General features: G+C 43.7%; 22 protein-coding genes. 13 read left to right on the forward strand and 9 right to left on the reverse strand.

Annotation, left to right across the window (positions count from 1 at the left end):
- Positions 1–6: 6 nt before the first annotated feature.
- From DWX61_RS11115 to DWX61_RS11125, 3 genes are read left to right on the forward strand one after another with little or no spacing between them, the layout of a single operon-like run.
- Entirely contained in the window at positions 7–1,050 is a 1,044-nt protein-coding gene (locus tag DWX61_RS11115; protein ID WP_118514948.1) for a glycosyltransferase family 2 protein, read from the forward strand.
- A 2-nt stretch (positions 1,051–1,052) separates the two neighbouring features.
- Complete coding sequence (locus tag DWX61_RS11120) at positions 1,053–2,507, forward strand: O-antigen polysaccharide polymerase Wzy family protein (RefSeq protein ID WP_118514946.1); 1,455 nt, start codon at positions 1,053–1,055, stop codon at positions 2,505–2,507.
- A gap of 23 nt (positions 2,508–2,530) precedes the next feature.
- The gene (locus DWX61_RS11125) at positions 2,531–3,967 is read left to right on the forward strand and encodes a flippase (RefSeq protein ID WP_118514944.1); all 1,437 of its coding nucleotides are present in this window, start codon (positions 2,531–2,533) and stop codon (positions 3,965–3,967) included.
- A gap of 180 nt (positions 3,968–4,147) precedes the next feature.
- On the opposite strand, the gene DWX61_RS11130 is transcribed toward DWX61_RS11125, so the two are convergent.
- Entirely contained in the window at positions 4,148–4,783 is a 636-nt protein-coding gene (locus DWX61_RS11130; RefSeq protein WP_353652875.1) for an Rpn family recombination-promoting nuclease/putative transposase, read from the reverse strand.
- Between the two features lie 400 nt (positions 4,784–5,183).
- Between DWX61_RS11130 and DWX61_RS11135 the strand changes: the two genes are divergently transcribed.
- The 4 genes from DWX61_RS11135 (at position 5,184) to DWX61_RS11150 (ending at position 10,833) form a co-directional block, all read left to right on the forward strand.
- Positions 5,184–5,600, forward strand: coding sequence for a hypothetical protein (locus DWX61_RS11135; protein ID WP_118514942.1), 417 nt, complete (start codon positions 5,184–5,186; stop codon positions 5,598–5,600).
- Between the two features lie 79 nt (positions 5,601–5,679).
- A complete protein-coding gene (gene glmM / locus DWX61_RS11140; RefSeq protein ID WP_118514940.1) occupies positions 5,680–7,068 on the forward strand; it encodes a phosphoglucosamine mutase in 1,389 nt (462 codons plus the stop codon).
- A gap of 81 nt (positions 7,069–7,149) precedes the next feature.
- Positions 7,150–8,988, forward strand: a complete 1,839-nt coding sequence (gene glmS, locus DWX61_RS11145) for a glutamine--fructose-6-phosphate transaminase (isomerizing) (protein WP_118625331.1) — start codon at positions 7,150–7,152, stop codon at positions 8,986–8,988.
- 219 nt (positions 8,989–9,207) lie between these two features.
- Positions 9,208–10,833 (forward strand): LCP family protein, encoded by a 1,626-nt coding sequence (locus tag DWX61_RS11150; RefSeq protein WP_118625333.1) that lies wholly within the window; start codon positions 9,208–9,210, stop codon positions 10,831–10,833.
- Positions 10,834–10,952: 119 nt separating this feature from the next.
- Here DWX61_RS11150 and rfbD read toward each other — a convergent pair whose 3' ends face one another.
- The 4 genes from rfbD to DWX61_RS11170 form a co-directional block, all read right to left on the reverse strand.
- The gene (gene rfbD, locus DWX61_RS11155) at positions 10,953–11,885 is read right to left on the reverse strand and encodes a dTDP-4-dehydrorhamnose reductase (protein WP_092069245.1); all 933 of its coding nucleotides are present in this window, start codon (positions 11,883–11,885) and stop codon (positions 10,953–10,955) included.
- Positions 11,882–12,916, reverse strand: coding sequence for a dTDP-glucose 4,6-dehydratase (gene rfbB / locus DWX61_RS11160; RefSeq protein WP_015525710.1), 1,035 nt, complete (start codon positions 12,914–12,916; stop codon positions 11,882–11,884). Before rfbB ends, rfbD begins: the two co-directional genes overlap by 4 nt.
- Before the next feature lie 94 nt (positions 12,917–13,010).
- A complete protein-coding gene (gene rfbA, locus DWX61_RS11165) occupies positions 13,011–13,907 on the reverse strand; it encodes a glucose-1-phosphate thymidylyltransferase RfbA (RefSeq protein ID WP_015525711.1) in 897 nt (298 codons plus the stop codon).
- A gap of 129 nt (positions 13,908–14,036) precedes the next feature.
- Positions 14,037–15,218, reverse strand: coding sequence for a MerR family transcriptional regulator (locus DWX61_RS11170; protein ID WP_118514930.1), 1,182 nt, complete (start codon positions 15,216–15,218; stop codon positions 14,037–14,039).
- Between the two features lie 233 nt (positions 15,219–15,451).
- Here DWX61_RS11170 and DWX61_RS11175 point away from each other — a divergent pair, with 233 nt between their 5' ends.
- Both DWX61_RS11175 and DWX61_RS11180 read left to right on the forward strand, forming a co-directional pair.
- Complete coding sequence (locus DWX61_RS11175; protein ID WP_118514928.1) at positions 15,452–16,450, forward strand: acyltransferase; 999 nt, start codon at positions 15,452–15,454, stop codon at positions 16,448–16,450.
- 170 nt (positions 16,451–16,620) lie between these two features.
- Positions 16,621–17,331: a hypothetical protein gene (locus DWX61_RS11180; protein WP_118514926.1), complete on the forward strand. Its 711-nt coding sequence runs from the start codon at positions 16,621–16,623 to the stop codon at positions 17,329–17,331.
- Between the two features lie 86 nt (positions 17,332–17,417).
- Here DWX61_RS11180 and glgD read toward each other — a convergent pair whose 3' ends face one another.
- Positions 17,418–18,539 carry a glucose-1-phosphate adenylyltransferase subunit GlgD gene (glgD, locus tag DWX61_RS11185; protein WP_118514924.1) on the reverse strand — a complete coding sequence of 374 codons (1,122 nt, stop codon included), beginning with the start codon at positions 18,537–18,539 and terminating at the stop codon, positions 17,418–17,420.
- 1 nt (position 18,540) lies between these two features.
- Positions 18,541–19,680, reverse strand: a complete 1,140-nt coding sequence (locus tag DWX61_RS11190; protein WP_059086314.1) for a glucose-1-phosphate adenylyltransferase — start codon at positions 19,678–19,680, stop codon at positions 18,541–18,543.
- A 206-nt stretch (positions 19,681–19,886) separates the two neighbouring features.
- Between DWX61_RS11190 and DWX61_RS11195 the strand changes: the two genes are divergently transcribed.
- From DWX61_RS11195 to DWX61_RS11205, 3 genes are all read left to right on the forward strand, one after another.
- Positions 19,887–20,687 carry a DUF3786 domain-containing protein gene (locus DWX61_RS11195; protein ID WP_227752292.1) on the forward strand — a complete coding sequence of 267 codons (801 nt, stop codon included), beginning with the start codon at positions 19,887–19,889 and terminating at the stop codon, positions 20,685–20,687.
- Positions 20,688–20,852: 165 nt separating this feature from the next.
- Entirely contained in the window at positions 20,853–22,106 is a 1,254-nt protein-coding gene (locus DWX61_RS11200) for a response regulator (protein WP_182433986.1), read from the forward strand.
- Positions 22,021–23,295, forward strand: a complete 1,275-nt coding sequence (locus tag DWX61_RS11205; protein ID WP_118625337.1) for a putative bifunctional diguanylate cyclase/phosphodiesterase — start codon at positions 22,021–22,023, stop codon at positions 23,293–23,295. Before DWX61_RS11200 ends, DWX61_RS11205 begins: the two co-directional genes overlap by 86 nt.
- A 29-nt stretch (positions 23,296–23,324) precedes the next feature.
- Here DWX61_RS11205 and DWX61_RS11210 read toward each other — a convergent pair whose 3' ends face one another.
- Together DWX61_RS11210 and DWX61_RS11215 are read right to left on the reverse strand one after the other, a co-directional pair.
- Complete coding sequence (locus DWX61_RS11210) at positions 23,325–24,125, reverse strand: ABC transporter permease subunit (protein WP_330604111.1); 801 nt, start codon at positions 24,123–24,125, stop codon at positions 23,325–23,327.
- A complete protein-coding gene (locus DWX61_RS11215; protein WP_044961273.1) occupies positions 24,112–24,879 on the reverse strand; it encodes an ABC transporter ATP-binding protein in 768 nt (255 codons plus the stop codon). Before DWX61_RS11215 ends, DWX61_RS11210 begins: the two co-directional genes overlap by 14 nt.
- Before the next feature lie 129 nt (positions 24,880–25,008).
- Here DWX61_RS11215 and DWX61_RS11220 point away from each other — a divergent pair, with 129 nt between their 5' ends.
- Positions 25,009–25,674, forward strand: coding sequence for an epoxyqueuosine reductase QueH (locus DWX61_RS11220; RefSeq protein ID WP_092069260.1), 666 nt, complete (start codon positions 25,009–25,011; stop codon positions 25,672–25,674).
- Positions 25,675–25,690: the final 16 nt, after the last annotated feature.

The raw sequence follows: 25,690 nt of genomic DNA on the forward strand, positions 1-25,690 counted from the left end.
AAAAAAATGTTTTTAAGTGTAATTGTTCCATGCTATAACGTAGAAAAAGAAATCTTGCAGAGATGCATTTTAAGTGTATTAAATCAAGAATATATGAACTATGAGATACTCTTAATTGATGACGGAAGCGAAGAGACGTTTCGAAGCGAAATAAGAGACATTGCTCGACTTGATGAACGAATAAAAGTTATAACACAAAGCAATTTAGGAGTATCCGCTGCAAGGAATGAAGGCATTAAACATTCTAAAGGAAAATACCTTACATTTGTAGATGCGGATGATGTATTAGTACCATATTTTTTTTCAGAAGCGGTACATTTATGTGAAAAAGAAAATGTAGATTTTCTTATTGGAGGAAATACGTTATTAGATAATGAAGAATTCAATGAAGTAAAGCAAAAAAGAATTCCTATAAATTATAGAATTATATCAGATATAGAAAAAGAGAGTTTTAAATGTAATTCAGTTGGAGAATTAAAATATTTTGGAAATATGAAAGGATACTATGGACGAGGACCGTGGACAAGATTGATAAAAAAAGAGATAGCTGAAAACATTTTGTTTAATACTGAGTTGAAAATGGGAGAAGACATAGTATGGAATCTCCAACTGTTAGATAAGTGTAAAAAAATAATGCTTGTAGAAAGAATATGGTATTTATATTATGTGAATAGCAATTCAGCAAATCATAAGTACAATCCCAAAATGCTTTATAATATAAAAAAAGAGTTGCCTTGTATTAGAGAACAAATAAATTTGGAAAGTGAACCAATGAGATCTGCATTTAGTATTCATATTCTGGATGAACTAAAAAAAATATACGATTGTTATATTGGAAATATACAGTGTGATTTGAGTAAAAAAGAAAAAAAGATAATTAAGAAAAAATTATATTCGGAGAAACCATGGATATTTGCAGGCAATAAAGAAAATAGAAAATATATGAGTAATAGAAATAAAATGAAGAGTATTTTATATCAATATAGAATCTATTTTGGAATTATACATATTAAACAAATATGTGAATTATATAAAAGGAAAGGAAAATAAAGATGGATTCAAAAACAGGCAACAAAGTATATTATAATATAATACTATTGATTATATTTTCCATTATATCTGTTATTGTTTTTGGAATAGGAAATACAAATGGAATATTAGCACTAAATGCGGCTATTTTTATTTGCTTTTTTTATCTTACTGTAAAAAATATAGATGAAAACATATTTATGTTTTCATTTCTTGTATGTTTCTTTACATTTTTATTGTGTGGGCAGATTTTGAATCGTTTTATGAAAGTTTATTATTATAATTTTCCAGATGTAATAGAGAAACATATGGATGTGTGTATTTTTATCAGCCTTGTAGGACTATGTGTAGGATATTTTGGCGTAGCAAGAAAAAGAATCAAAATTAAAAATAATATACCTAAAATTGAATATAAAAATAAAAAAGGTTATATGAATAATATAATCCAAATTAGTAAAGGAATGTTTTACGGCTGTTATGTATTTTGGATATTAACAGTTATAGACGTTGTTTTATATGTAAGACGTTATGGTTATACATCGTATTACATTTCATATTCAAGTAGAATACCATGGTATGTACGACAGATTGGATATTTTGCGCCGACAGCATTTTATGTATTTTTGGCAACATTACCAGAAAAAAAGGATGCTAAAGTTCCAATAATGTTATATATTTTATATGCATTTTTATCTTTAGGAACGGGACGAAGAGTAAATTTTATTACAAGTTTACTTATTATTTTTGCATATGCAATGTGTAGAAATAAAATAAGACCAGGTGAAAAACCTTGGATTGGAAAAAAAGGTATTTGGGCAATATGTTTATGTGTTCCAATACTTATGGGAGCAATGTATTTATTTGAATATATTAGATCTAATAATTATGTAGGGCAAGCAAATGATTATTCTCCTATTGTAGGCTTTTTTGTAAGACAAGGTACATCTGTAAATGCAGTAAAGTATGCTGAGTTATATAAAAATAATTTGGATTCTGAAGCGCACTATTCTTTATATAATATATTGAGATGGCTACAAAATAGTCCATTTAATAGCTTATTTAATTTGGATTTAGATTTTTCTTTTGGAAATCAATCATTAAGTACTGCTTTACATGGAACATATTTAGCAGATTTTGTGTCCTACTATGCAAATTCATATGGGTATGCAATTGGTACTGGTTACGGTTCCTGTTACTTTGAAGAACTGTATATTGATTATGGATATATAGGTGTATTCATAGGAAATATTATTTACGGCTTGACTTTTAGAGTATTATCCCAAATTATATCTGATGGCAAAAATGTTTGGAAGATAGCAGTTGGTCTATTTATGTTAAATTCTTTATTTCAGGCACCGCGATCAACATTTGATGCATTTGTTGGAAGATTATTATATCCAGAATTTTGGGCGCCGATAATAATAATTTGGGGATTAGCTTATTTGACTTCCAAATCTAAGCATAAAATTGTAATTTAAAGTTAAGAGGAATAGTTAGAAATATGAAAAAAAAGTCACTTGGTCTTAATGCACTATTAAATGGTATAAGAACAGTTTTGAATACATTATTTCCATTAATTACGTTTCCATATATTTCCAGAGTTCTTTCTGTTGAAAATGTAGGAAAATATAATTTTGCATTATCAGTTATTCAATATTTTTTACTGATTGCCGCATTGGGTATATCGACATATGCAGTTAGAGAAGGAACAAAATTTCGGGATGATAAAAAAAAGTTCAGTATATTTGCTAATGAAATATTTACAATTAATATTATATCAACAATAACAGCTTATATTTTATTAGTGTTTACAGTTGCAGCTGTTCCTAAATTTAAAGATTATGCTGTGATAATTGCTGTGTTCAGTATTGAAATTCTTTTTACAACGATTGGAACAGAATGGATTTATTCTATATATGAGGAATACGTGTACATAACGATTCGAAGTATTGTATTTAAAGTAATTTCAATTATCTTGCTGTTTTTGCTTGTTAAAAAACCTGATGACTATATTGTATATGCAGGAATAACAGTATTTGCAAATGCAGGATCTAATATATTGAATTTTATTCATGCTAAAAAGTACTGTTTGTTAAAATTTGATATGGGTTTGGCATTGAAGAGACATCTGAAACCTATTATGATTATTTTTGCATCTACAGTTGCAACAACTATTTATATTAATTCCGATACGACCATGTTAGGATTTATGGGAACAGATTTCGAGGTAGGCATATATTCTGTTTCCTCAAAAATATATAGGATCGTAAAACAGATGTTGGCTGCTATTCTGATTGTTACAATTCCACGATTATCATTGTTAATGGGACAAAAAAGGATAGAAGAATATAAAAATATTTTAACTCAGATTTTTAATGTCCTGGTTATGTTGGTGCTTCCTTCGGTTACAGGATTGATATTATTAAGCAAAGAAGTCGTATTATTGATTTCTGGAAAAGAATATATAAAAGCTACAAATTCATTGAAATTATTAAGTATAGCGCTTATATTTTGTATTTTTGGATGGATATATAATCAGTGTGTATTAATTCCGGCGCGTAAGGAAAAAATCGTGCTTATAGCAACCTTGGTTAGTGCATTAGCAAATATTGCAATAAATTTTGTTTGTATTCCATTTTGGAGAGAAAATGCAGTGGCTTTTTCAACTATAGTTGCAGAAGCTATAATGATGATTGTTTGTGTTTATGTTGGACGGAAAATTGTTCGACTTAATGCAGGCGTAGCATATAATATTTGTACGGTTTGTGTTGGATGCATTGGTATATGGCTGAGTTGTAAATTTGTAAAACATTTTTCTCTTTCAAGTATTGCAACGTTAGTATTGTCTATTCTATTATCGTGTATTGTATATGGAATGTGTCTTATATTAATGAGAAATAAAGTTATATGGACATTTTTTGAGAAAAATAATGCCTAGGAAGCGCTTTTACTTCCTGGGCATTCTGTAGTAAGTGCGAATATTAATTATCTCTTGTTAGATAAAATGAAATGACATGACATCTCATTTATAGCAACAAGGATTTACTTGCATATTAGAGTTGATAATAATAGTGGTAACAGGAAGCACTGCATACAAAAGGAAATCACAGAAAACTCATCATTTCTCCCGCAATTTCAAAACATCCTCCAGTGGCACCCCTGAGAATCTGCTGATATCCTCCGGGGAGAACCTGGGATCCTGCAGCATGCGTTGCGCAGTGAGTAAAGCTTGGTCCTGAAGGCCTTGGGCATGACCTTCTGCGCGTGCGTCATCGCACATTTCCTGAACAGCCTGACACATATTAACGCTCCTTTCTGTTTCTGTGAAACGTAAGTTGATACCGGTTATGGAGTCAATGACCCGGGCTGCTTTGAGCTCGAGTGACTGGAAACTGGAGTTCTCGAATGTGAGCTCTTTAAGTTTCCGTTTATCTTTGGCATATTTGATGAAGAGCATGACTTCTCTTAGATTACTCTGAAGTTTATTAAGTTCTTCATCCTTTATCTCGGCAGGTGAGAAGAGATTGATCCGGTAATCTGGGACCAGAGAAAGAATTTCGGGGTCCTGGACAGAGAGCATTTCGTGGAGGCTCCTGGGAGCTTTCCAGGTATCGGAGCCGAAGTATACGACTACGGTGATGACCGGAATCAGCCGGTCATCTTTGTAGAAGCCGGTGAGATATTCTCCGGATGTGGAGGGCCATTGTTTTGCTTCTCTGTGGGTTGTCAGCCATGTAATCTTTGGTGATGGTATCCTTTGTACCCATAGGTTTCACCACCTTCGATCTTGTTATGTGATCAGAGTTATTTTATCATCTGATCCATTTTCAAGGTAACATAGTTTATTGCTTTTGGAAAGAGGATTTTTGTGAAAAAGCTTCAGAGCTTCGCAATTAAAGCGGATATGTTTGTCGAACGGAGTCGAAATAAATCAATAGACACATAGAGCGTATTGTGCTACTCTGAAAGCACGAATTATATACAGCGATATAAGAAAAAATAAGGGTGAGATACAGATCATGCTAGAAAATCATGAAATGTCAGTATGGACTAGCAGATTTTCAAGAGGGAAAAACACATCATAATTGGTATTTATTCGAAGATAAAATTGATTCAGCTAGTAATGAATTCAAAATCATAGAGGTGGACGAACTATGCCAGAAGAATATTGGGACGAAATCAGGGGAATAGGTAAATTATATGTAGAAGAGGAACTGGTTGTGGGGATAGAACCTGTACTCTTTGTATGTATTGATGATAAGAATAATAGATATTTGGTTATGACATATGATTCCTACAACGGAATATATATATATCGGAAAATAGAATCTGATGAATTGTTGGATATGTTGGAAAATCGCAATACAATGGAACGTACTTTCCGTTTAGGTAAAAGAATTTATAAGACATTTATAGAAGAAAATAGCAATATACTTGGCGTAGAAGAATATGATTCGCAAACATTTTCGGGATCAATGCTTCCAGATGTGGGAGAATATTACGAGATACACTCGGAATATATACAAAAGTATATTGAAAAGTTGCGAGGTTGTAAAATCAATCAAAGATAAGAACAATTCTGATTAACCCTGTATGACACAACCATATATGAGATAAGTTATAAATATTAATACACAAAGGAGAACTGAAATGGGAAAATATTTTGGTACAGATGGCTTCCGTGGGGAGGCGGGTGTTTCGTTGACGGCGGATCATGCATTTAAGATCGGGCGTTTTCTGGGATGGTATTATAATGAACTGCGCAGGAGGGCCGGAGAGACGGCTGCAGCCAGGATCGTGATCGGCAAGGATACCCGACGTTCCAGCTATATGTTTGAGTATTCGCTGGTTGGCGGACTGGTGGCGTCCGGAGCGGATGCTTATCTTCTCCACGTGACAACAACGCCGTCTGTGGCTTATGTTGCCCGTACCGATGGCTTTGACTGTGGTATTATGATCTCTGCCAGCCATAATCCCTATTATGATAACGGGATCAAGCTGATCAATGGCCAGGGTGAGAAGATGGAAGAGGAGATCATCGCACTGGTGGAGGATTATCTGGATGACCGTCTTCAGCTGTTCGGACAGAAATGGCATGAGATTCCTTTTACAAAGGGCGGTGAAATCGGCAGGACGGTGGATTATTCTGCAGGCCGGAACCGTTACATAGGATATCTGATCTCCCTGGGAGTATATTCCTTTAAGGGAATGAGGATTGGTCTGGACTGTGCCAACGGAAGTGCATGGAATATCGCAAAGGCGGTTTTTGATGCGCTGGGAGCGAAGACTTATGTGATCAATGCTGAGCCGGATGGTACCAATATCAATAACAATGCCGGTTCCACCCATATCGAGGGTCTTCAGAAGCTTGTAGTGGAGAAGGGGCTGGATGTTGGTTTTGCCTACGACGGAGATGCGGACCGCTGTCTCTGTGTGGATGAGAAGGGAAATGTGGTCAGCGGGGATGCGATCCTCTATGTGTACGGTCGTTACATGAAGGAGCGCGGAAAGCTTCTCACCAATACGGTTGTAACCACGGTAATGTCCAATTTTGGCCTTTACAAGGCTTTTGATGCTCTTGATATCGATTATGCGAAGACGGCAGTAGGGGATAAATATGTTTATGAATATATGATGCAGAATGGTTGCCGTATTGGTGGTGAGCAGTCCGGGCACATTATTTTTTCCAAGTATGCATCTACCGGGGATGGCATCCTTACAAGTCTGAAGATGATGGAAGTTATAATGGCAAGGAAGAAAAAGCTCAGTGAGCTTACCGCTGATCTAGCGATCTATCCCCAGGTTCTTGAGAATGTGCGTGTCCATGACAAGGCAGCGGCGCAGGCAGATGTGGATGTGCAGGCAGCAGTAGAGAGTGTGGCTGAGGCGCTTGGAGACACCGGAAGGATCTTGGTGAGAGAATCCGGCACAGAACCCCTGCTCCGTGTTATGGTAGAGGCAGAGAGCGAGGAGCTTTGCAGAAAATATGTGGATCAGGTGGTTGAGATCGTCCGTAAGAAAGGGCATGTGGCAGAGTAATGTCCTGGATGCAGACCGCAGGTGTCTGAAGAACGGAGCAGTCAGAAGAATATAAAAATGCAATAAGAGGAGAAAAAAATCATGTGTGGAATTGTAGGTTTTACAGGCAGGCATCAGGCAGCACCCATCCTTCTGGACGGGCTTTCCAAACTGGAATACAGGGGATATGATTCCGCCGGCATCGCAGTGCGTGACGGGGAAAAGGATATCGAGATCATTAAGGCGAAGGGGCGTCTGAAGGTCCTTCTGGAGAAAACAAACGCAGGTGAATCTGTTCCGGGTATGTGCGGAATCGGTCATACCCGCTGGGCAACTCATGGAGAACCATCAGAGGTCAATGCCCATCCTCATGTCAGTGATAACGGAAATGTGGCAGCTGTGCATAACGGCATTATCGAGAATTACCAGGAGCTGAAGGAGAAGCTCCTCCGCAGGGGATATTCTTTTTATTCTTCCACAGATACGGAGATTGCTGTGAAGCTGGTGGATTATTACTACCAGAAATACGGCGGATCTCCGGTTGAGGCAGTGCGTCATGCCATGGTGCGTATCCGTGGTTCCTATGCGCTGGCAATGATGTTCCGTGATTATCCGGAAGAGATCTTTGTAGCGAGAAAAGACAGCCCTATGATCCTGGGGGTGGAGAATGGAGAATCCTATATCGCATCGGATGTTCCTGCGATCCTGAAGTATACAAGAAATGTTTATTATATCGGAAATCTGGAGCTGGCATGTGTGAAACCGGGTGAGATCACTTTCTACAATCTGGATGGTGAGGAGATCGAGAAGGAGCCTAAGGTCATTGAGTGGGATGCAGAGGCAGCGGAGAAAGCCGGTTTTGAGCATTTCATGATGAAGGAGATCCATGAGCAGCCGAAAGCAGTTGCAGATACACTGAACTCTGTTATCCGGGAGGGCAGGCTGGATCTGACGGAGATCGGTCTGGATGATGAGAGAATCCGCAGCATCAGCCAGGTTTATATCGTGGCCTGCGGCTCTGCTTACCATGTGGGAATGGCTGCACAGTATGTGATCGAGGATCTGGCAGGTCTTCCGGTGCGTGTGGAGCTTGCTTCGGAGTTCCGTTACCGGAAGCCGCTTCTGGATCCTGACGGCCTGGCAGTGATCATCAGTCAGTCCGGTGAGACTGCGGACAGTCTGGCTGCACTTCGGGAATGTAAGGAGAAGGGAATCCGCACGCTGGCTATTGTCAATGTGGTGGGTTCTTCCATTGCAAGAGAGGCGGATCATGTATTCTACACACTTGCAGGACCGGAAATCTCGGTCGCTACCACCAAGGCGTACAGTACACAGCTGATCGCTTCCTATGTGCTGGCATTGCAGATGGCACTGGTCCGCGGAAAGATCTCAGAGGAGCAGTGTGAGTCCTACATTAAGGAACTGAAGACACTTCCGGACAAGATCGGCAGGATCATCGAGGATAAGGAAAGGCTTCAGTGGTTTGCCTCCAAGCAGGCCAATGCAAAGGATATCTTTTTTATCGGAAGAGGGATCGATTATGCCATCAGCCTTGAGGGAAGCCTTAAGATGAAGGAGATCAGCTACATCCATTCTGAGGCGTATGCAGCTGGTGAGCTGAAGCATGGCACCATTTCCCTGATCGAGGACGGCACCCTTGTGATCGGTGTCCTGACACAGCCGGAGCTTTATGAGAAAACAGTCAGCAATATGGTGGAGTGCAGAAGTCGTGGGGCATATCTGATGGGGCTTACTACGTTTGGAAACTATAATATCGAGGATACTGCTGACTTTACGGTTTATATCCCGAAAACAGATCCGCATTTTGCAACTTCTCTGGCAGTGATCCCGCTGCAGCTTCTGGGTTACTATGTCAGTGTAAATAAAGGTCTGGATGTGGATAAGCCGAGAAATCTTGCCAAGAGTGTTACCGTGGAATAAGGAAATCCATTTTACAGAAGGAACATTTTAGCGGCAGTTTCGTGACATCGTGAGAGCATAAAAGAATCATGATATCACGGAACTGTTTTTGCATTTGGCGATTTACGATATTTCTTGCTTTTATCAGTAAAAAAGCGTAAAATGATTAGGATATTTGAATCTGTACAGAGAGTGTCCATATGGAATATTTTCTGTACCAGCAAAAATGGAGGATTGCATATGAGAAAAATGGGAAAACATATCCCAGGGCTGATCGTGACGCTTGTGGTTCTGATCACAGCGATCGTATTTGCGGTCATGCTTCTGAATATGAAGGTGATCCCGACGAAGTTCATTGCAGTGATCGGACTGGTAATGCTGGTTCTGGTCGTGATCGTCGGAGCGCTTGTATGGAGTACGGATGGTAAGATAAGATTTGTAGTGGGAGTGATCCTTGCAGCAGTCTTTGCAGCAGTATTCATTCTCGGAAGTATGTATGTTTATAAGACACATTCCACACTGGCAGGGATTTCCGGTGTGAACACAGAGGTTACGGAGGTCGGCATTTATGTCCGTGCAGATGATTCTGCAGATTCCATAGGGGCTACAGCAGATTATGTGTATGGTGTGCTGACAGATCTTGACAGAGCTAATTCTGACAAGGCTATCCAGGAGGTGGATTCCGAGACAGGCAAGACTGTGCAGGTCCAGGAGTTTGCAGGACTTACAGAGCTGGTTGACGGTCTTCTGAACGGACAGACAGGTGCGATCGTGCTGAACAGCGCATATTTAAGCGTTATTGAAGAGATGGATGGATATTCCGATATTTCTTCCAGGATCAGAGAGCTGACTGTGAAGAAGGTGGAGACGACCATTGAGCCGCAGGAGACAGAGGCGAAGGCTGAAGAGAATACCAATGACGGTTCTGTATATACCATTTTTATCAGTGGTATCGACAGCCGCAGCGGCCTTGTTGCAAAGAGCCGAAGCGATTCCAATATCATTGCTACGGTAAATACAGCTACCAGACAGGTGCTTCTGGTTTCTACACCTCGTGATTATTTTGTACCGCTTTCTATTTCAGGCGGACAGAGAGATAAGCTGACACATGCAGGTATCTATGGTATCAATGTATGTATGGATACTCTGGGAATGCTTTATAATGAGGATATCAACTATTATTTCCGTATCAACTTTGCGGGATTTGAGCAGCTGATCGATGCGCTTGGCGGAGTTACCGTTTATTCTGACTATGACTTTGATTCCAAGAATGAGACAGGATATCACTTCAATCAGGGAGAGAACTACCTGAACGGTGAGCAGGCTCTGGTATTCAGCCGTGAGCGTTATGCCTTTAAAGAGGGCGACCGTCAGCGTGGCAAGAACCAGATGGCAGTGATCAAGGGTGTGATCAACAAGGCTCTTTCACCGGAGCTTCTGAAGAATTATTCTTCTGTCCTTTCCAGCATCCAGGGATGCTTTGAGACCAATATCTCCTATGAGGAGATCGCCAGACTGCTCCAGCAGCAGCTGAACAACGGTGGCGACTGGAATATCGTAAGCTACAGTGTAAATGGTACCGGTGACACACAGAAGCCGTACTCCATGAGCCAGAAGGCTTACGTTATGATTCCGGATGAGTCTACTGTTCAGAAGGCAGAGACCATGATGAAGAAGGTTCGTGACGGTGAGACTGTTTCACAGGAGGAGGCAGACAGTGCAACATCAGCGGCAGTAGCTACGGATAATGATGCACAGGCAGCTGCAGAGGGAAGTACAGCAGAAGCGCAGGGTGAGACTGCAGATGCCACACAGAATGGCACAGCAGATGCCCAGAGTGCAGACGGAACTGTTGCACAGCAGTAAGATAAAATTATTAAATTTTAGCATAAGAACAGCCGGGGAAGCGTAAAACTTTCCACCGGCTGTTTTTTCATGAGAAACAGAACGAAAAAAATCCACCGGCGATCACCGATGGATTTTTTTTACAGGATCTCTTTCAGATATCTTTCCAGGGCATCCTGCCATGTTGGAAGTGGCTGGAAGCCGTTTTTTACAAGCTTGGATTTATCCAGGCGGCTGTTGAATGGACGTACAGCCTTGGAAACGCCGTACTCTGCAGTTGTGACAGGAGATACCTCTACTTTTTCGTATTCCTTGTGGCCGAGGGCAGCAGCCTGGCGGAAGATCTCTTTAGTGAAATCATACCAGCTGATGAAGCCGCCTTCGTTGGTTGCGTGATAGTAGCCGTATTTCTCTGTCTCGACCATGTCTACCAGAAGACGTGCAAGGTCGTAGGTGTAGGTCGGAGTTCCAATCTGGTCACTGACTACGGTAAGCTTGTCATGGGTTTTTCCCAGATTTACCATAGTACGGATAAAGTTCTTGCCGTTTTTGCCGAATACCCATGCAATACGTACGATAAAGAATTTATCTACAGTGCCGGATACTGCCAGTTCACCGTCAAGCTTGGTCTGACCGTATACGTTCTGTGGAGCGTAGTCCTTGCAGTCCGGATCCCATGGTGTGGTTCCCTGGCCGTCAAAAACGTAGTCTGTGGAAATATACATCATCTTGATGCCAAGCTCCTTGCAGATGTCCGCAATGTTCTGTGTTCCTACAACATTGACAAGACGTACCTTTTCACGGTTTTCCTCGTCCTCTGCAGCGTCTACGGCTGTCCATGCGGCACAGTGTACCACTGCATCAGGCTTTACCTCACGGATGGTTTTTGCTACCGCTTCTTTATCTGTGATATCAAGCTGCACATAAGGCATGGTGGTAACAGGAGTACCATCAGCGATGCCGCTGTAGGAAGGAGCAATGTCACTTCCTACGCCTTCATGTCCACGGCCGGACAGTTCATTCATTACGTCATGGCCAAGCTGGCCGCCAACACCTGTTACGAAAAATCTCATGCTTTAACCTCCTCGCGGTTTCCATACATTTTTTCGTAGTAGTTCTGATACTCACCGGAGATGATGGTTTCCCACCATTCCTTGTTGTCAAGGTACCATTTGATGGTCTTTTTGATTCCGTCTGCGAATTTTGTTTCAGGAAGCCATCCAAGCTCGTTGTGGATCTTGGTCGGGTCGATAGCGTAGCGCATGTCATGGCCTTTACGGTCTGCTACATGTGTGATCAGGCTTTCCGGTTTGCCAAGCTCCTTGCAGATCAGTTTTACGATATCGATGTTTTTCATCTCGTTATGTCCGCCTACATTGTAAACCTCGCCTACACGTCCTTTGTGGATGATCAGGTCGATGGCACGGCAGTGATCCTCAACATAGAGCCAGTCGCGGACATTTTCACCCTTTCCGTAAACCGGGAGTGGTTTGTCGTTCAGAGCGTTGGCGATCATCAGCGGGATCAGCTTTTCCGGGAAGTGATACGGGCCGTAGTTGTTGGAGCAGCGGCTGATGGTCACAGGCAGGCCGTAGGTTCTGTGGTATGCGAGAACAAGAAGGTCAGCACCTGCTTTGGAGGAGCTGTACGGGCTGCTTGTATGGATCGGAGTTTCCTCTGTGAAGAAGAGGTCCGGTCTGTCAAGAGGAAGATCTCCGTAAACCTCATCTGTGGAAACCTGATGATAACGCTGGATTCCGTATTTACGGCAGGCATCCATGAGAACAGCAGTACCCTTGATGTTGGTGTCAAGGAATACCTCCGGGTTTTCGATGGAACGGTCTACGTGGCTCTCAGCTGCGAAGTTTACCACGATGTCCGGATGCTCTTCCTCAAAAAGCTTGTAAACAGCGTCACGGTCTGTGATGCTCTCCTTTACAAAGCGGAAGTTCGGTTTGTCCATAACCGGTGCAAGAGTGGAAAGGTTTCCTGCGTAAGTCAGGCAGTCCAGGCATACGATACGATAGTCCGGATGAGCCTCCATCATATGAAAAATAAAGTTGCTTCCGATAAATCCGGCACCGCCGGTAACAATGATTGTCATAAAAAATCTCCTTTATAATATGAATGATTGATCTTATGCGGATTCCGTCGGAACGGAGCCCGCCGGTAAATACAGTGTTAAAAAACAGATCGGCTCAGTGAAGAGCGTCCAGATATTTTCCGTCCAGAACATCCTTGAGATACTGACCGTACTGGTTTTTCTTAAGGATTTCGTAAACCTTGAGCACGTCCTCCTTTGTGATCCAGCCGTTTAAGTAAGCAATCTCCTCAAGGCATGCGATCTTGCGGTGCTGATGCTGCTCCATGGTTTTTACGAAGTTGGTTGCCTCTACAAGGCTTTCGTGTGTACCGGTATCCAGCCATGTGAAGCCCTGGCCCAGAAGCTCAACGTTCAGCTGTCCCTTCTCAAGGTAGATACGGTTCAGGTCTGTGATCTCAAGCTCGCCTCTTGCGCTTGGCTTCAGATTTTTTGCGTACTCTACAACCTTGTTGTCGTAGAAGTAGAGACCGGTTACACAGTAGTTGCTTTTGGGCTTTTCCGGTTTCTCTTCAATGGAAACAGCTTTTCCGTTCTGGTCGAATTCCACGATGCCGAAACGCTCCGGATCATCTACATAGTATCCGAAAACAGTGGCACCTTTGCCTGTTTCTGCGTTGTCTACAGCAGCTTTCAGGCGCTTTTTGAGGCCATGTCCTGCGAAAATGTTGTCACCAAGGACCATACATACGGTGTCGTTGCCGATGAATTCCTCGCCGATGATAAATGCCTGAGCAAGTCCGTCCGGGCTTGGCTGTACAGCGTAGGTAAGGTTGACACCGAACTGATGGCCGTCACCGAGAAGCTCCTCAAATCTCGGGGTATCCTGTGGGGTGGAGATGATCAGGATATCACGGATGCCTGCGTTCATAAGAACAGACATAGGATAGTAGATCATCGGTTTGTCAAAGATCGGCAGAAGCTGTTTGGAGGTCACCATGGTAAGCGGGTAAAGACGTGTTCCGGAGCCTCCGGCTAAAATAATTCCTTTCATATGTTTTCTCCTTTGCGTGATGATGTGCAGCATAAGTCGTGCCTGCACATAACTTTGTTACTGTAACTGTATTATAAAAGGTGACGCAAGGTCACCTTCAAGAGCTTTTTTCATATTTTTTATTTTTGGCTATTTTTCACAAAGAAATACGCCGGCATCCTTGGTAATGCGGAATCCTTTGGCAGTTTTTCTGGCGGTGTAGGCCCGGAATTCCTTGTAACGGTCCAATATATACTGATTCTGGTTGCCGTGGCAGGAGAGGACGTAGGAGATCAGCGGCTCCGCATCCTGGACCAGAAGGCAGTCTTCATAAGAAAGCCACTGAGCCTTTGGGAAAAAAGGCGCCAGGATACTCTGGCCGTTTTCACGTCCGAACCGTTCATAAAGCCGGTCTGCGGAAAGCACGATCCGTTCATCAAAATCCTGCACCAGCTGGCTGACCTCCTGCATATGTGCCTTTCCGTAAGCACTGCAGAGAAATCTTCCGCCGGGAGCGAGGACACGGCGGACTTCCTTCAGGACAGAGGGAATATCATCGCAGTAAAAAAGCACGTGATTGGCGATCACCAGATCAAAGCTTTCGTCCTTGCAGGGGATTTTTCGGCAGTCAAAGGCCCGGAATGCAAACCGGGTATCCGAGGAACCGATGGCTCGTCTGGCATCGCGGAGCATACCGCTGGAAATATCGGAAAGTGTGATGGAGATATCCTCCGGCAGAAGGGAAAGGTTGTCGGTCCATAACGTTCCGTCCCCGCAGCCCAGCTCCAGAATACGAAGACCGGGTGAGATCCGGCATTGCTCAAAGATCCAGGGAAACCATCCCTGTTTGTTCTGGGAGTACAGGCTGTGGAGGTTGATCCTGGAGGAAATGTTGGTGGCATTCTGATACTGATTCTTGAGGCTTTTTTCCATGCCGGTCAGGTGGATCAGGTTCAGCATCTGGCTCCAGTCAATGGTGTGCTGTTCCTTTATCACCTGTGCGGTATCCTGGATCGCTTTTTCCACCAGCTGCATTTGTTCGATCCGGTCACGGACCAGACGAAGCTGGATATTCAGAGAATTCAGCATGAAGTGATAATCGGAATCACCGATGGTCATTTCACGGATGTCATCCAGGGAAAAGCCCAGATATTTCAGAAGGAGGATCTGCTGAAGCCTTGCAAAATCCTCGTCTGTATAAAAACGTGCGCCGGATTCGGTAACGAGAGAGGGTTTCAGGATATCCTGTTTATCATAATAGCGGACAGTACGCAGAGTTACATGTGCCATGCGTGCAAATTCGCCGGAAGAATAGTAGCCGTCTTTTTTCATAAAAAATAAAATCCTTTCTGAGGAAATAATAAACATCCTGCAATAGAAGTCATAAAAGAATTATAATTCAGATCCGGAAGCCGTACAAGAGAAAAACGTATAAGAGTAAACCGCACAGGAGAAAAACAGCATTGACAAAATTCTGCTGGTTTGCTAGTATATCGTTTCGAAAAAAAGGAAACCCCGGAATCATATTTCCGGGATAAGCGTTCGATAAAAAAGGAGTAATTTTTATGCGAAACCGTACTCTGGATATGGTAAAGGCGATCTGTGCTTATGCAGTTGTGCTTCTTCATGTCCATTTTCCGGGAAATGCCGGAATTATAGCCAATGTACTTGCCAGATTTGCAGTACCTGTGTTTTTTATGGTATCCGGATATTTTTGTTTCCGTGGCGATGATACGGAATTTATAAGAACCGGAAAAAAGATCCGGCATGTTCTGAGGCTGATGCTTGTGGCATTTCCGGTCTGCTGTCTGTGGGAGCTGATCCAGAACCACATCGACGGAGCAAGCCAGAAGGAATGGCTGGAAGCACTGGTTTCGGGGGAACATATCCGCCAGTTTCTTCTATATAATAACAGCTCTCAGGTGAAATGGCATCTGTGGTTTCTCCCGGCACTGCTCTATTGTTATCTTCTTTTTGCCCTGGCAGCAAGATTTCGGCTCTGTAAGCAGGCATATGTTCTGATACCGGTGCTTCTTCTGATCCATTTCGGAATGGAGGAATTTTCAATCTTCCTGTTCCCGGAAAAGCATTTCCGTGTTATGCAGTTTCGAAACTATCTGTTTACCGGATTTCCGTTTTTTATGTTGGGACATCTGATACACAGACATCAGGAAAAGCTGGAAGCCTGGTTTGCCGGAAAAAAAGTGCTTCTTTTGTATGGCATGGTAGCTGGCGGCGGGATCGCAAGTCTGCTGGAATACCGGTATTTTGGCAAACTGGAATTGTTTCTGGGGTCAGTATTTATGGCTGTTGGTCTTTTTCTCATTGCGATCATGGGAAAGAATCGGAAAGTGCCCGAGCTTCCGGCAGCCATCGGTCAGAAATATGCGTTTTTTATTTATCTGTTCCATCTCTGCGTGGCTGATATCCTGAAGGATGTGGCTGTGGCAGCTGGAATTGAGAAAAATCTTTTATATCTGTGGATGAGACCGGTGATGGTCTGTGTTCTTGTGACTGCTGTGGCGGTAATGTATGGATATGGAATGAAGATCTGCCGGAAATAGAAGAGTTTATGGTATTTTCATATTTATGCGCTGTGATTTTGTACCAAAATATGCTAAAATATCCTTTATTGATAAGTCACAGCACCCACCCGGAGGATGAGGGGAAAGCGACTGGAATATCCCGCTTCAGGGTAAGAAATACTGAGACATGAAAGAAAAAGGAGATTTTTATGGATTTACAAAACAGAGCGGAGGCCGGCAGTGACGGACACGATGAGAGTGTACTGAATCCGGAGATGCCCAACGAAACTGATCTGACGAAGAAGGAACGCCGCCGGATCGAAAGAGAGAAACTGAAGGGAATGGGAACAGGTAAGAAGATTCAGTATATCTGGATGTATTATAAGATACATATGCTGTGCGTGCTTCTTGCCATTGGCGGAGTCTGTCTGGGAGTGAATATTTATCGTCACGCACAGATGAAGACGGTGCTTTCCATTGCGGTGGTGAATGCAGGGAATTATGACTCTGAGAAGGTGGAAGAGGATGTTTTGAAGACACTGGGAACAGAGGATAAATATGCAGAAGTCAGTGTGGCGCAGAATCTGATGACGGACGAGACAGGAGAGGATTTTGATTACTATGCCAGGATCGCATATGTGACGGAAATCCAGAGTGCTACCGTTGATGTCCTGATCATGCCGAAGGAACTCTATGAACATGAGAAAGATAGCGGAATGTATGCAAATCTCAGGGAAACGTTTGGAGATGAGGTGTTTGAGTCTCTGGGCGCTGTGGATGATCAGCATCTGGAGCTTGACGGCAGCAGTAGTGTTGCAGAGGAATTTGGCCTGAGATATGATCCGGTGTGCATCTGCCTTCCGGGTAATGTGAAGAATAAAGAGAATGCGTTGAAATGGATCCAGTCTGTTCTGAAATGATGAATCCATATGCTTAGCTGAGTACAGAGATAAATAAGGCCTCCGGTTCGTAACACAGGAACCGGAGGCCTTATTATATATGAATATTACAGTGTATCGTTACGTTTGATGTAGCCAGGCTCATCCGCAGGACGGATGATCTCCTTGGCATGTGTGATCTTGGCATGCTTGTCTACGACCAGATTTTCGATATGGACATTCTCACCGATGGTGCAGTCTGCAAGAACTACACAGTTCTTGATAACAGCGCCCTTTTTGATGGTACAGCCACGTCCGACAATGGAATTCTCTACAGTTCCCTCGATCATGGAGCCGTTGGAGATAACGGAGTTGGAAACATTAGCTGTGTCAAAATAATGGGTCGGGCAGGAGTTATTGGTGCGTGTATAGATCGGCCAGTTATCATGGAAAAGATCGGTTGCAGTTTTGTAGTCGATCAGATCCATATTTGCATCGTGATAGCTCTTGAAATCAGTGATCGATGCAAAATATCCGCGATGAGATATACCACGCACATCCAGCTCACCGTCTCTGCAGCCGGCATTGATCACGTCTGCAAGGGTATAAAGAGAGGAAATCTCTTTTGCCTTATGGATGAGGCTGATGAAAAGCTCCTTGCTCATTACGTAGGTATCCATGAAAATGTTGCGGTTCTTTGCATTGCCGTGGTTGTGCTCAATGGAGAGAACACCCTTCTGACGGTTCAGGTTCAGGATGTGGCAGTTCAGATAGTTCTCCTTGGCATTATCAACGGAATGATAAAGCATGGTCACATCTGCACCGGATTCGATATGGGCATCGATCAGCTTGGAATAGTCGGTGGTGTAGATCATGTAATTCGGAGCGATAACAACATACGGATAATGAACTGCTTCGATGCACTCCAGATTGGAGTAGTAGTTGTCGATATCGGTGTTATAGATATCGTTGACTCCGAAATGCTCTGAAAAGAGGAGTTGGAGATTACCGCTCTTGGAGTTGATGTTGTAGTGACGTCCGGTTCCGAGATGTTCTACAAGAGAACGGGGTTTGTTCTTTACATAGACCTGAATGTACTCAATTCCGCTGTTGGTCATATTTGAGATCGGGAAGTCGATGACACGATATCTTCCGAGAAATGAAAAGGCGCCGATCGCACGGTAGTCCTGAAGCCCCTCCACATGGATATTTCTTTCTGAGGAATTCACGATTCCAAATGCTTTAAACATATTACTCAGCCCCCTTTACACGTTTTGATACAAGTTCGATGTGCTCACTGTCCTTGGAACCGACACGAGCATTGGTACCGATCACGACTCCGTCTGCAACGAGAGCACGCTGGACAACGGCACCTGCTTCAACAACAACACCCGGCATCAGGACACTGTCGATGATCTTGGCACCAGGACCGACCTTGACGCCTGTGAAAAGTACGGAGTTGGTGATCTCACCTTCTACAACACAGCCCTGAGTAATGAAAGCAGTGTTGATCACAGCGGTATCACAGATATACTGTGGAAGAGAGGTAGCATCCTCAGTGTAGATTTTCCAGGTAGGATCGTTAAGATCCAGTTCACTGTTTGGACTGAGAAGATCCATGTTTGCTTCCCAGAGGGAATCGATGGTTCCTACATCCTTCCAGTAGCCTTTGAACTTGTAGGCGTAGAGTGCTTTGTCCTGTGCAAGGAGTGTAGGGATGATGTCTTTACCGAAATCGTGGTTGGAATCCGGATTCTTGATATCTGCCAGCAGGAGCTTGCGCAGAAGCTTCCAGTTAAATATGTAGATACCCATGGAGGCAAGATTGCTCTTCGGGTGTTCCGGTTTCTCTTCAAATTCCACGATGCGGTCATCTTCACCGGTGTTCATGATACCGAAACGACTGGCTTCCTTCATGGGAACCTCAATAACTGCAATAGTCGCATCTGCCTTATGCTGGATATGGTCATCAAGCATCTTTGCATAATTCATCTTATAGATATGGTCACCGGAAAGGATCAGAAGGTATTCCGGGTTCTGTGAGTCGATGAAATCAATATTCTGAGAGATCGCATCAGCTGTTCCACGGTATACATCCAGACCGGCATCAGCCTTCTCACGTGGAGGAAGTACATAAACTCCGCTGTCCTTGGCATCAAGGCCCCAGCGGCCACCGGCTGCTACATAGCTGTTCAGTAAAACTGATTCATACTGTGTCAGTACACCTACGACATCAATGCCGCTGTTGGCACAGTTACTGAGCGGAAAATCCACGATACGGTATTTACCACCATAACCAACGGCTGGCTTGGCAACTTTATTCGTCAATTCGTGAAGACGACTTCCTCTTCCACCGGCCAGGATCATTGCTAACATACTGTTTTGTTTCATGGCGAATCCTCACTTTCATTTCTTGTTTACTGCCAGGTGTCTTTAACCATAAAAACAATAAACTTTGTTAATATTATACACCTTTTAAAAAAGAAAATCCAGTTTTTTGTGCAAAAAAACGTTATTTTTATGTTAAAAAATTAGACGAATTTGGAAAAATTGCCGGAGGATCTGTCGAAAAAAGAAACGTTTAAGAAGGTTCCGGGATGCTGAAAAAAAGTAACATTGGAAATATCCGGATTTCGGATACATCGGCGAAGATTCTTGCGGAAAATGTGAAAGCAGTGTATTCTGTAAAAAAAGTCCGGAATACAGCGGAGGAAGAATATCGATATCAGACAGGAGAAGACAGGATGAAAGAAGAAAGAATGTCCAACTATGTAAAACTATGTGAAGAGTGGGCACAACGCTTTTTGAAGATGGACCAGGCAGATCTGCATAAACGGGTGCCGGAACTGAAGGAAGAAAACGGGTTTCTCACGATCATTCATTTCGGAAGAAAATATGGGGTGAGTCTGGAAGACGGCAGTATCCGGAGCCTGGATGGACAGAGAGAACCGGATACTACGGAGATGCTGAATATTTATACGCTTCTGGGGTATGCGAAAGAGGGGGCTTTTATTATGGATAAGTGGGTCCCTTTTGCTGATCTCAGGAATGCAAGACCATTTGCGCCGGCGTATCAGATCGGAGAGACGGATGTGTTCGGTGCTACATTTTCCGGTCATGAAAAGGAACTGAGGGAAGCGTTTCACAAGCTTGACGGAAGGGAACTGCCCCAGGGTGATGTGGGATATGAGATCAGGGCCTTTGACTGTATGCCTATGAGATTCTTCTTCTGGGAGCGGGACGAGGAGTTTGAAGCTCAGGGAAATATCCTGTTTGATTACAGTGCCACAGATTTCAATCATGTGGAGAGTGCGGTATCCATAGCAGATTCCGGGATCAAAAGGCTTGCGGAGCTTGCCGGAGTCCCTCTCAGGGGGAAATCTTTTCAGATGCGCTGATACCCGAAATATAATGAAACCAATATGAAAAATAAAAATAAATAATACGAAAGATAATTGCGATTATCAGAAAAATCGTATACAATGGAGACATATTTGCGGATTTTGAGACAGTAACTGTCACGAAGGATCTATGAGAAATTTACGAATCCGGAGGTGATGATCGTGGGGAAAAATACATCAGGAATGTATGTCATAGATGAGGATTATAAGATTGTCAGCTATAACCAGGCAGCACGTGAGATCTATCCGCAGCTGAGAAGTGGCGAGAAATGCTATCGCTGTCTGAGAAACAGAGAAACTCCCTGTGAGGTCTGTCCGATCATTAACGGGGTCAAAGGTCCGAAAAACTATCTGGAACCGGGGCAGAATATCCTGCGTTCGGTTGATGCTGTGGAGATTCCGCTGGAATCCGGCGGGACAGGACATGCCCTTGTCTTTTCGGATACAGAGACTAATGATGAGATCAGCAGCGGAATGATGGAGAATCCGCTTCTTATGGGGATCATTAATGTTCTCGGAAAAAATTTTATCAATATCTATTCTGTTGACAGAGAGACTCATAAGGTCCAGGTGTGCCGCTTCCAGGGACAGAGCGGAGCTTATGTGGAAGAGGGACTTCGCAGGGATGAACCCTATGAGAAGATCATGGATATTTATATTGAGAGCAGTGTTGCGGCAGAGGACAGGATCCGGATGCATCAGATGATGGATTTTGAGAAGATATGCCAACGCCTTACCAGGATTCCTCAGTTGATGGTACATTATCGTGTACGCCGAAGCAACGGGAAGATTGAATATTTCTATGTGAAATGTGCCAGGGTAGGAACGGCTGAGGATTTTCAGGCCGTGGTGTTTGCTTTTGCCAATGAGGATATGGATGTACGGTACAGTGAGATGGAGGCCATACTGGAACCAGGAGGAACAGCATCCGGAAGAAAACTTCTTATTGTAGCGAATGACGAAACGGATCGGAAAGCGCTTACAGAACATCTGGAGGGCAGTTTTGAGGTTATCCCTGCGATGAATGAAGCAGAGGGGATGAAGTGTCTGTCTGAGAATTACAGAACCATTTCTGCAATTCTTCTTGATATGAGTGTGCCGGTATGTGATGAATTTCAGTTTTTGGAGCTGATCCGTGATGATGTGATGCTGACCTCTGTACCTGTGATCATCATAACCGGAAGTAACCGGTTGGAGGATGAGGTGCGATGTCTGGAACTGGGAGCAGTGGATTTTGTACGGAAACCGTATAATGTCCGCATATTAAAAAGTAAGATCAACAATGTGATCAAGCTGAGAGAGTCCGTGATGGTCCTCTCAGCTCTGGAATATGATGATCTTACAGGGCTTTATACCAGACAGGCTTTATACCAGACAGGCCTTTTTCCATCATGCAAAGACGCTGATGCGCTTTAATACGAATCAGGATTTTCATGTGGTGGTGGCAGATATAAAGAACTTTAAATGGATTAACGGAACCTATGGAGAGAAGACCGGTGATCAGGTTCTTACCTATCTGGGAGATACGTACAGAAATCAGGTTCGCTACGGGACGGTGGGCAGATATGGAGGAGACCAGTTTGTAGCCATCATATATGGAAAGAAAGAGATCCGTATGGCAGATATGGAGAAATTTATCCACAGGGTCGAGAGTGGAGCACCGATTCCTAATCTGGTGGTCAACTATGGGGTCTATGAGAATGTGGATAAGACACTGCCTTTTACCCTGATCTGTGATAGGGCTTTTCTGGCCATGAAGAGTATCCGGGATGACTATGAGCACCAGATCGCTTTTTATGATGATGAGATGAGACGGAGACATATCCGTAACGGACAGATGGAGAATGCTTTCGAAGAGGCTATACGCAATGAAGAATTCGTAGTCTACCTGCAGCCGAAATACAGTGTGGAGACAGAAGAGATCGTTGGGGCGGAGGCACTGGTGCGCTGGAAGAGAGCGGAAGGGACTATAGTTTCGCCGGGAGAATTTATCCCTCTTTTTGAGAAGGACGGTCTGATCGTACGCCTTGATGAATATGTTTTCCGAAAGGTATGCAGCATTCAGGGGGAACGTATAAGATTAGGGAAAAAGATACTTCCGATTTCGGTGAATCTGTCACGTGCCAGTATCCATTACGATAATATGATCTGTCGTTATGTGAAGATCGTGGAAGAAAATGGCATTCCGTTTTCTTCTGTTCCCATTGAATTGACAGAAACTGCTGCGTTGTATAATGATCAGATCAGTAAACGCATAGAGGAGATGGTGGATGCAGGATTCAAGCTTCATATGGATGATTTTGGCTCCGGCTATTCATCTATGACAAGCTTGACCCAGTTGCCATTCGATACTCTGAAGCTGGATAAAAGTCTGATCGATTACATAGAGAATTTTCGTGGGCAGCAGGTGATCCGTCATACCATTTCGCTGGCACACAGCCTGGGAATGAAGGTTCTTGCCGAGGGCGTGGAGAAAGCAAAACAGGTGGAGATCCTGCGAAGCCTGAACTGCGATGAGATCCAGGGTTTTTATTATGCACGGCCTTTGCCGTGGGAAAACTTTGAAACAGAGGTTATAAGAGCAAAAGGGGCGTGTAAAAAATGAGAGATCATTTTTACACGCCCTTTTTACAGCTAATGCTTCCGAACCTGCTTTTCAATAAGATAAAGTGCAAAATACAGCAGCATGGCAATGATGCAGAGGATCACAATGGACATCAGGACCCATGTAAGCCTGAATGTCTGGCTTCCGTAAATGATCAGGTATCCCAGGCCTTTTCGGGCACCGATAAATTCTCCGATGATCACGCCCACCAGGCAAAGCCCGATGTTGACCTTCATCACACTCAGGATAAGAGGAACGGAGGAGGGCAGGACGATCTTCAGAAGCTTTTCCTTTTTGTGTCCCCCCAGAGTTTCGATCAGCTTCAGCTTTTCCGGATCTGCCTGGCAGAAGCCTGAGTACAGATTGATAACGGAGCCGAAGATGGCTACAGACATGCCGGCGACCACAATGGTACGTTCGTTGGCACCAAGCCATACGATCAGAAGAGGGGCCAGTGCAGATTTCGGGAGACTGTTCAGTACCACCAGACATGGCTCCAGGATCCGTGCGATCCGTCGGGAGCACCAGAGAAGTACTGCGGTTCCTACACCCAGGATCACAACAAAAAAGAAACTGACAAGAGTTTCTGCCAGTGTCACGGCAATATGTGCAAACAGGGACTGATCCCTGCACATGGAAAGAAAGGTCTCTGCGATCAGGGAAGGACTGCTGAAGATAAAGGAATCGATCCATCCAAGATCAGAGGATATTTCCCAAAGTCCCATAAACAGAACAAAAAGAAGTGTCCGTGCAGCCAGGATAATGTGTTTTTCTTTTTTCTGCCGTGCAAGATATTGTTTCTGCTGTCTGGAAATTTCAGGCATTTTCATTGAGCTCCTTCCATATGATGTTAAAATATTTTTTAAAATCCGGAGCATTTCTGGAGGAGAGGGGAGTGCGGTCGCTGATATCCAGATCGATATCAATGATCTTTCGTACAGTGGCAGGACGTGCAGAAAGGATCAGTACCCGGTCGGCCATACTGATGGCTTCGGAGATGTCATGAGTGACCAGGATCGCAGGCTTGCCGGAGCTTTTGAGGATTTTTCCGATATCATCACTGACATTTAAGCGTGTCTGGTAATCCAGAGCGGAAAATGGTTCGTCCAGAAGAAGGAGCTCCGGTTCCAGCACCAGGGTCCGGATCAGAGCGGCACGTTGGCGCATTCCGCCGGAAAGCTGGGAAGGGCGGGCATCACGGAAACGGTCCAGACCGTAGGTCTGAAGAAGGGCTTCTGCATGTGCCAGTTTTTCAGGTGTGAGCTCTTTCCGGATCTCCAGGCCGAGAAGGATGTTTTTGTAGATGCTCCGCCATTCCAGAAGATGATCCTTCTGGAGCATATATCCTACAGCGGCACTGCCGGAGGATACCGGACGGTTTCCCAGAGTAATGGAACCGTGTTCCGGAGTGAGCAGGCCGGCAATGAGATTCAGAAGAGTGGATTTTCCGCATCCGGAAGGTCCTACAATGGACAGGAATTCACCGGGCATCAGATCAAAGGATATATGAGAAAGGGCGGGTGTCTCACCGGACAATGTGTGATAGGAGAGACACACGTCCCGCACTTTCAGGACAGGATTCATGGATGTTGCCTCCTTTTCGTAGATAATGGTATAATATTATCATATGTCTGAAACATGAGAAGGCCAATGGCAGAGATGCATACTTTGATGTCTGCCTGAAAACAGTCATAGAGAAAGGAATTACAAACATTGAACAAGAGAAATTACCAGAAAGAACTGGATAAACTGATTGAAAGAAACCAGAAAGAAGGGAAAACCCCCAGACTTTTTCTGCATGCCTGCTGTGCGCCATGCAGCAGCTATGTGATGGAATATCTGTCGCAGTATTTTGAGATCACGATATTTTTTTATAATCCCAATATCGCACCGGTGGAGGAATATTCACACCGTGTGGCTGAGATCCGCCGCCTGATCGGGGAGATGGAATTTGTCCATCCGGTAACGCTTATGGAGGGTCGGTATGACCCGAAGGAATTTTATGAAATGGCAAAAGGCCTGGAAGATGTTCCGGAAGGAGGAGAACGGTGCTTTCGGTGTTACCGCCTGCGGATGGAAGAGGCGGCAAAGCTGGCGAAGGAGGGCGGATATGATTATTTCACCACAACCTTAAGTATCAGTCCGCTGAAAAATGCACAGAAGATCAATGAGATTGGCGAGGAGCTGGCAGAAATCTATAAAGTGCCACATCTGACTTCAGATTTCAAGAAAAAGAATGGCTACAAGCGTTCTATTGAACTGTCTCATGAGCATGCTCTGTACCGGCAGAATTACTGCGGCTGTGTATTTTCAAAGAAAGAAGCCATGGACAGAGAACGGCTGGTTACTGAGAATCGAGTGAACAGTAACAACGGCTGAAGGCAGCAAACGTATA

It is taken from the genome of Ruminococcus sp. AF20-12LB (genome assembly GCF_003478985.1).
Taxonomy (GTDB): domain Bacteria; phylum Bacillota; class Clostridia; order Lachnospirales; family Lachnospiraceae; genus Blautia_A.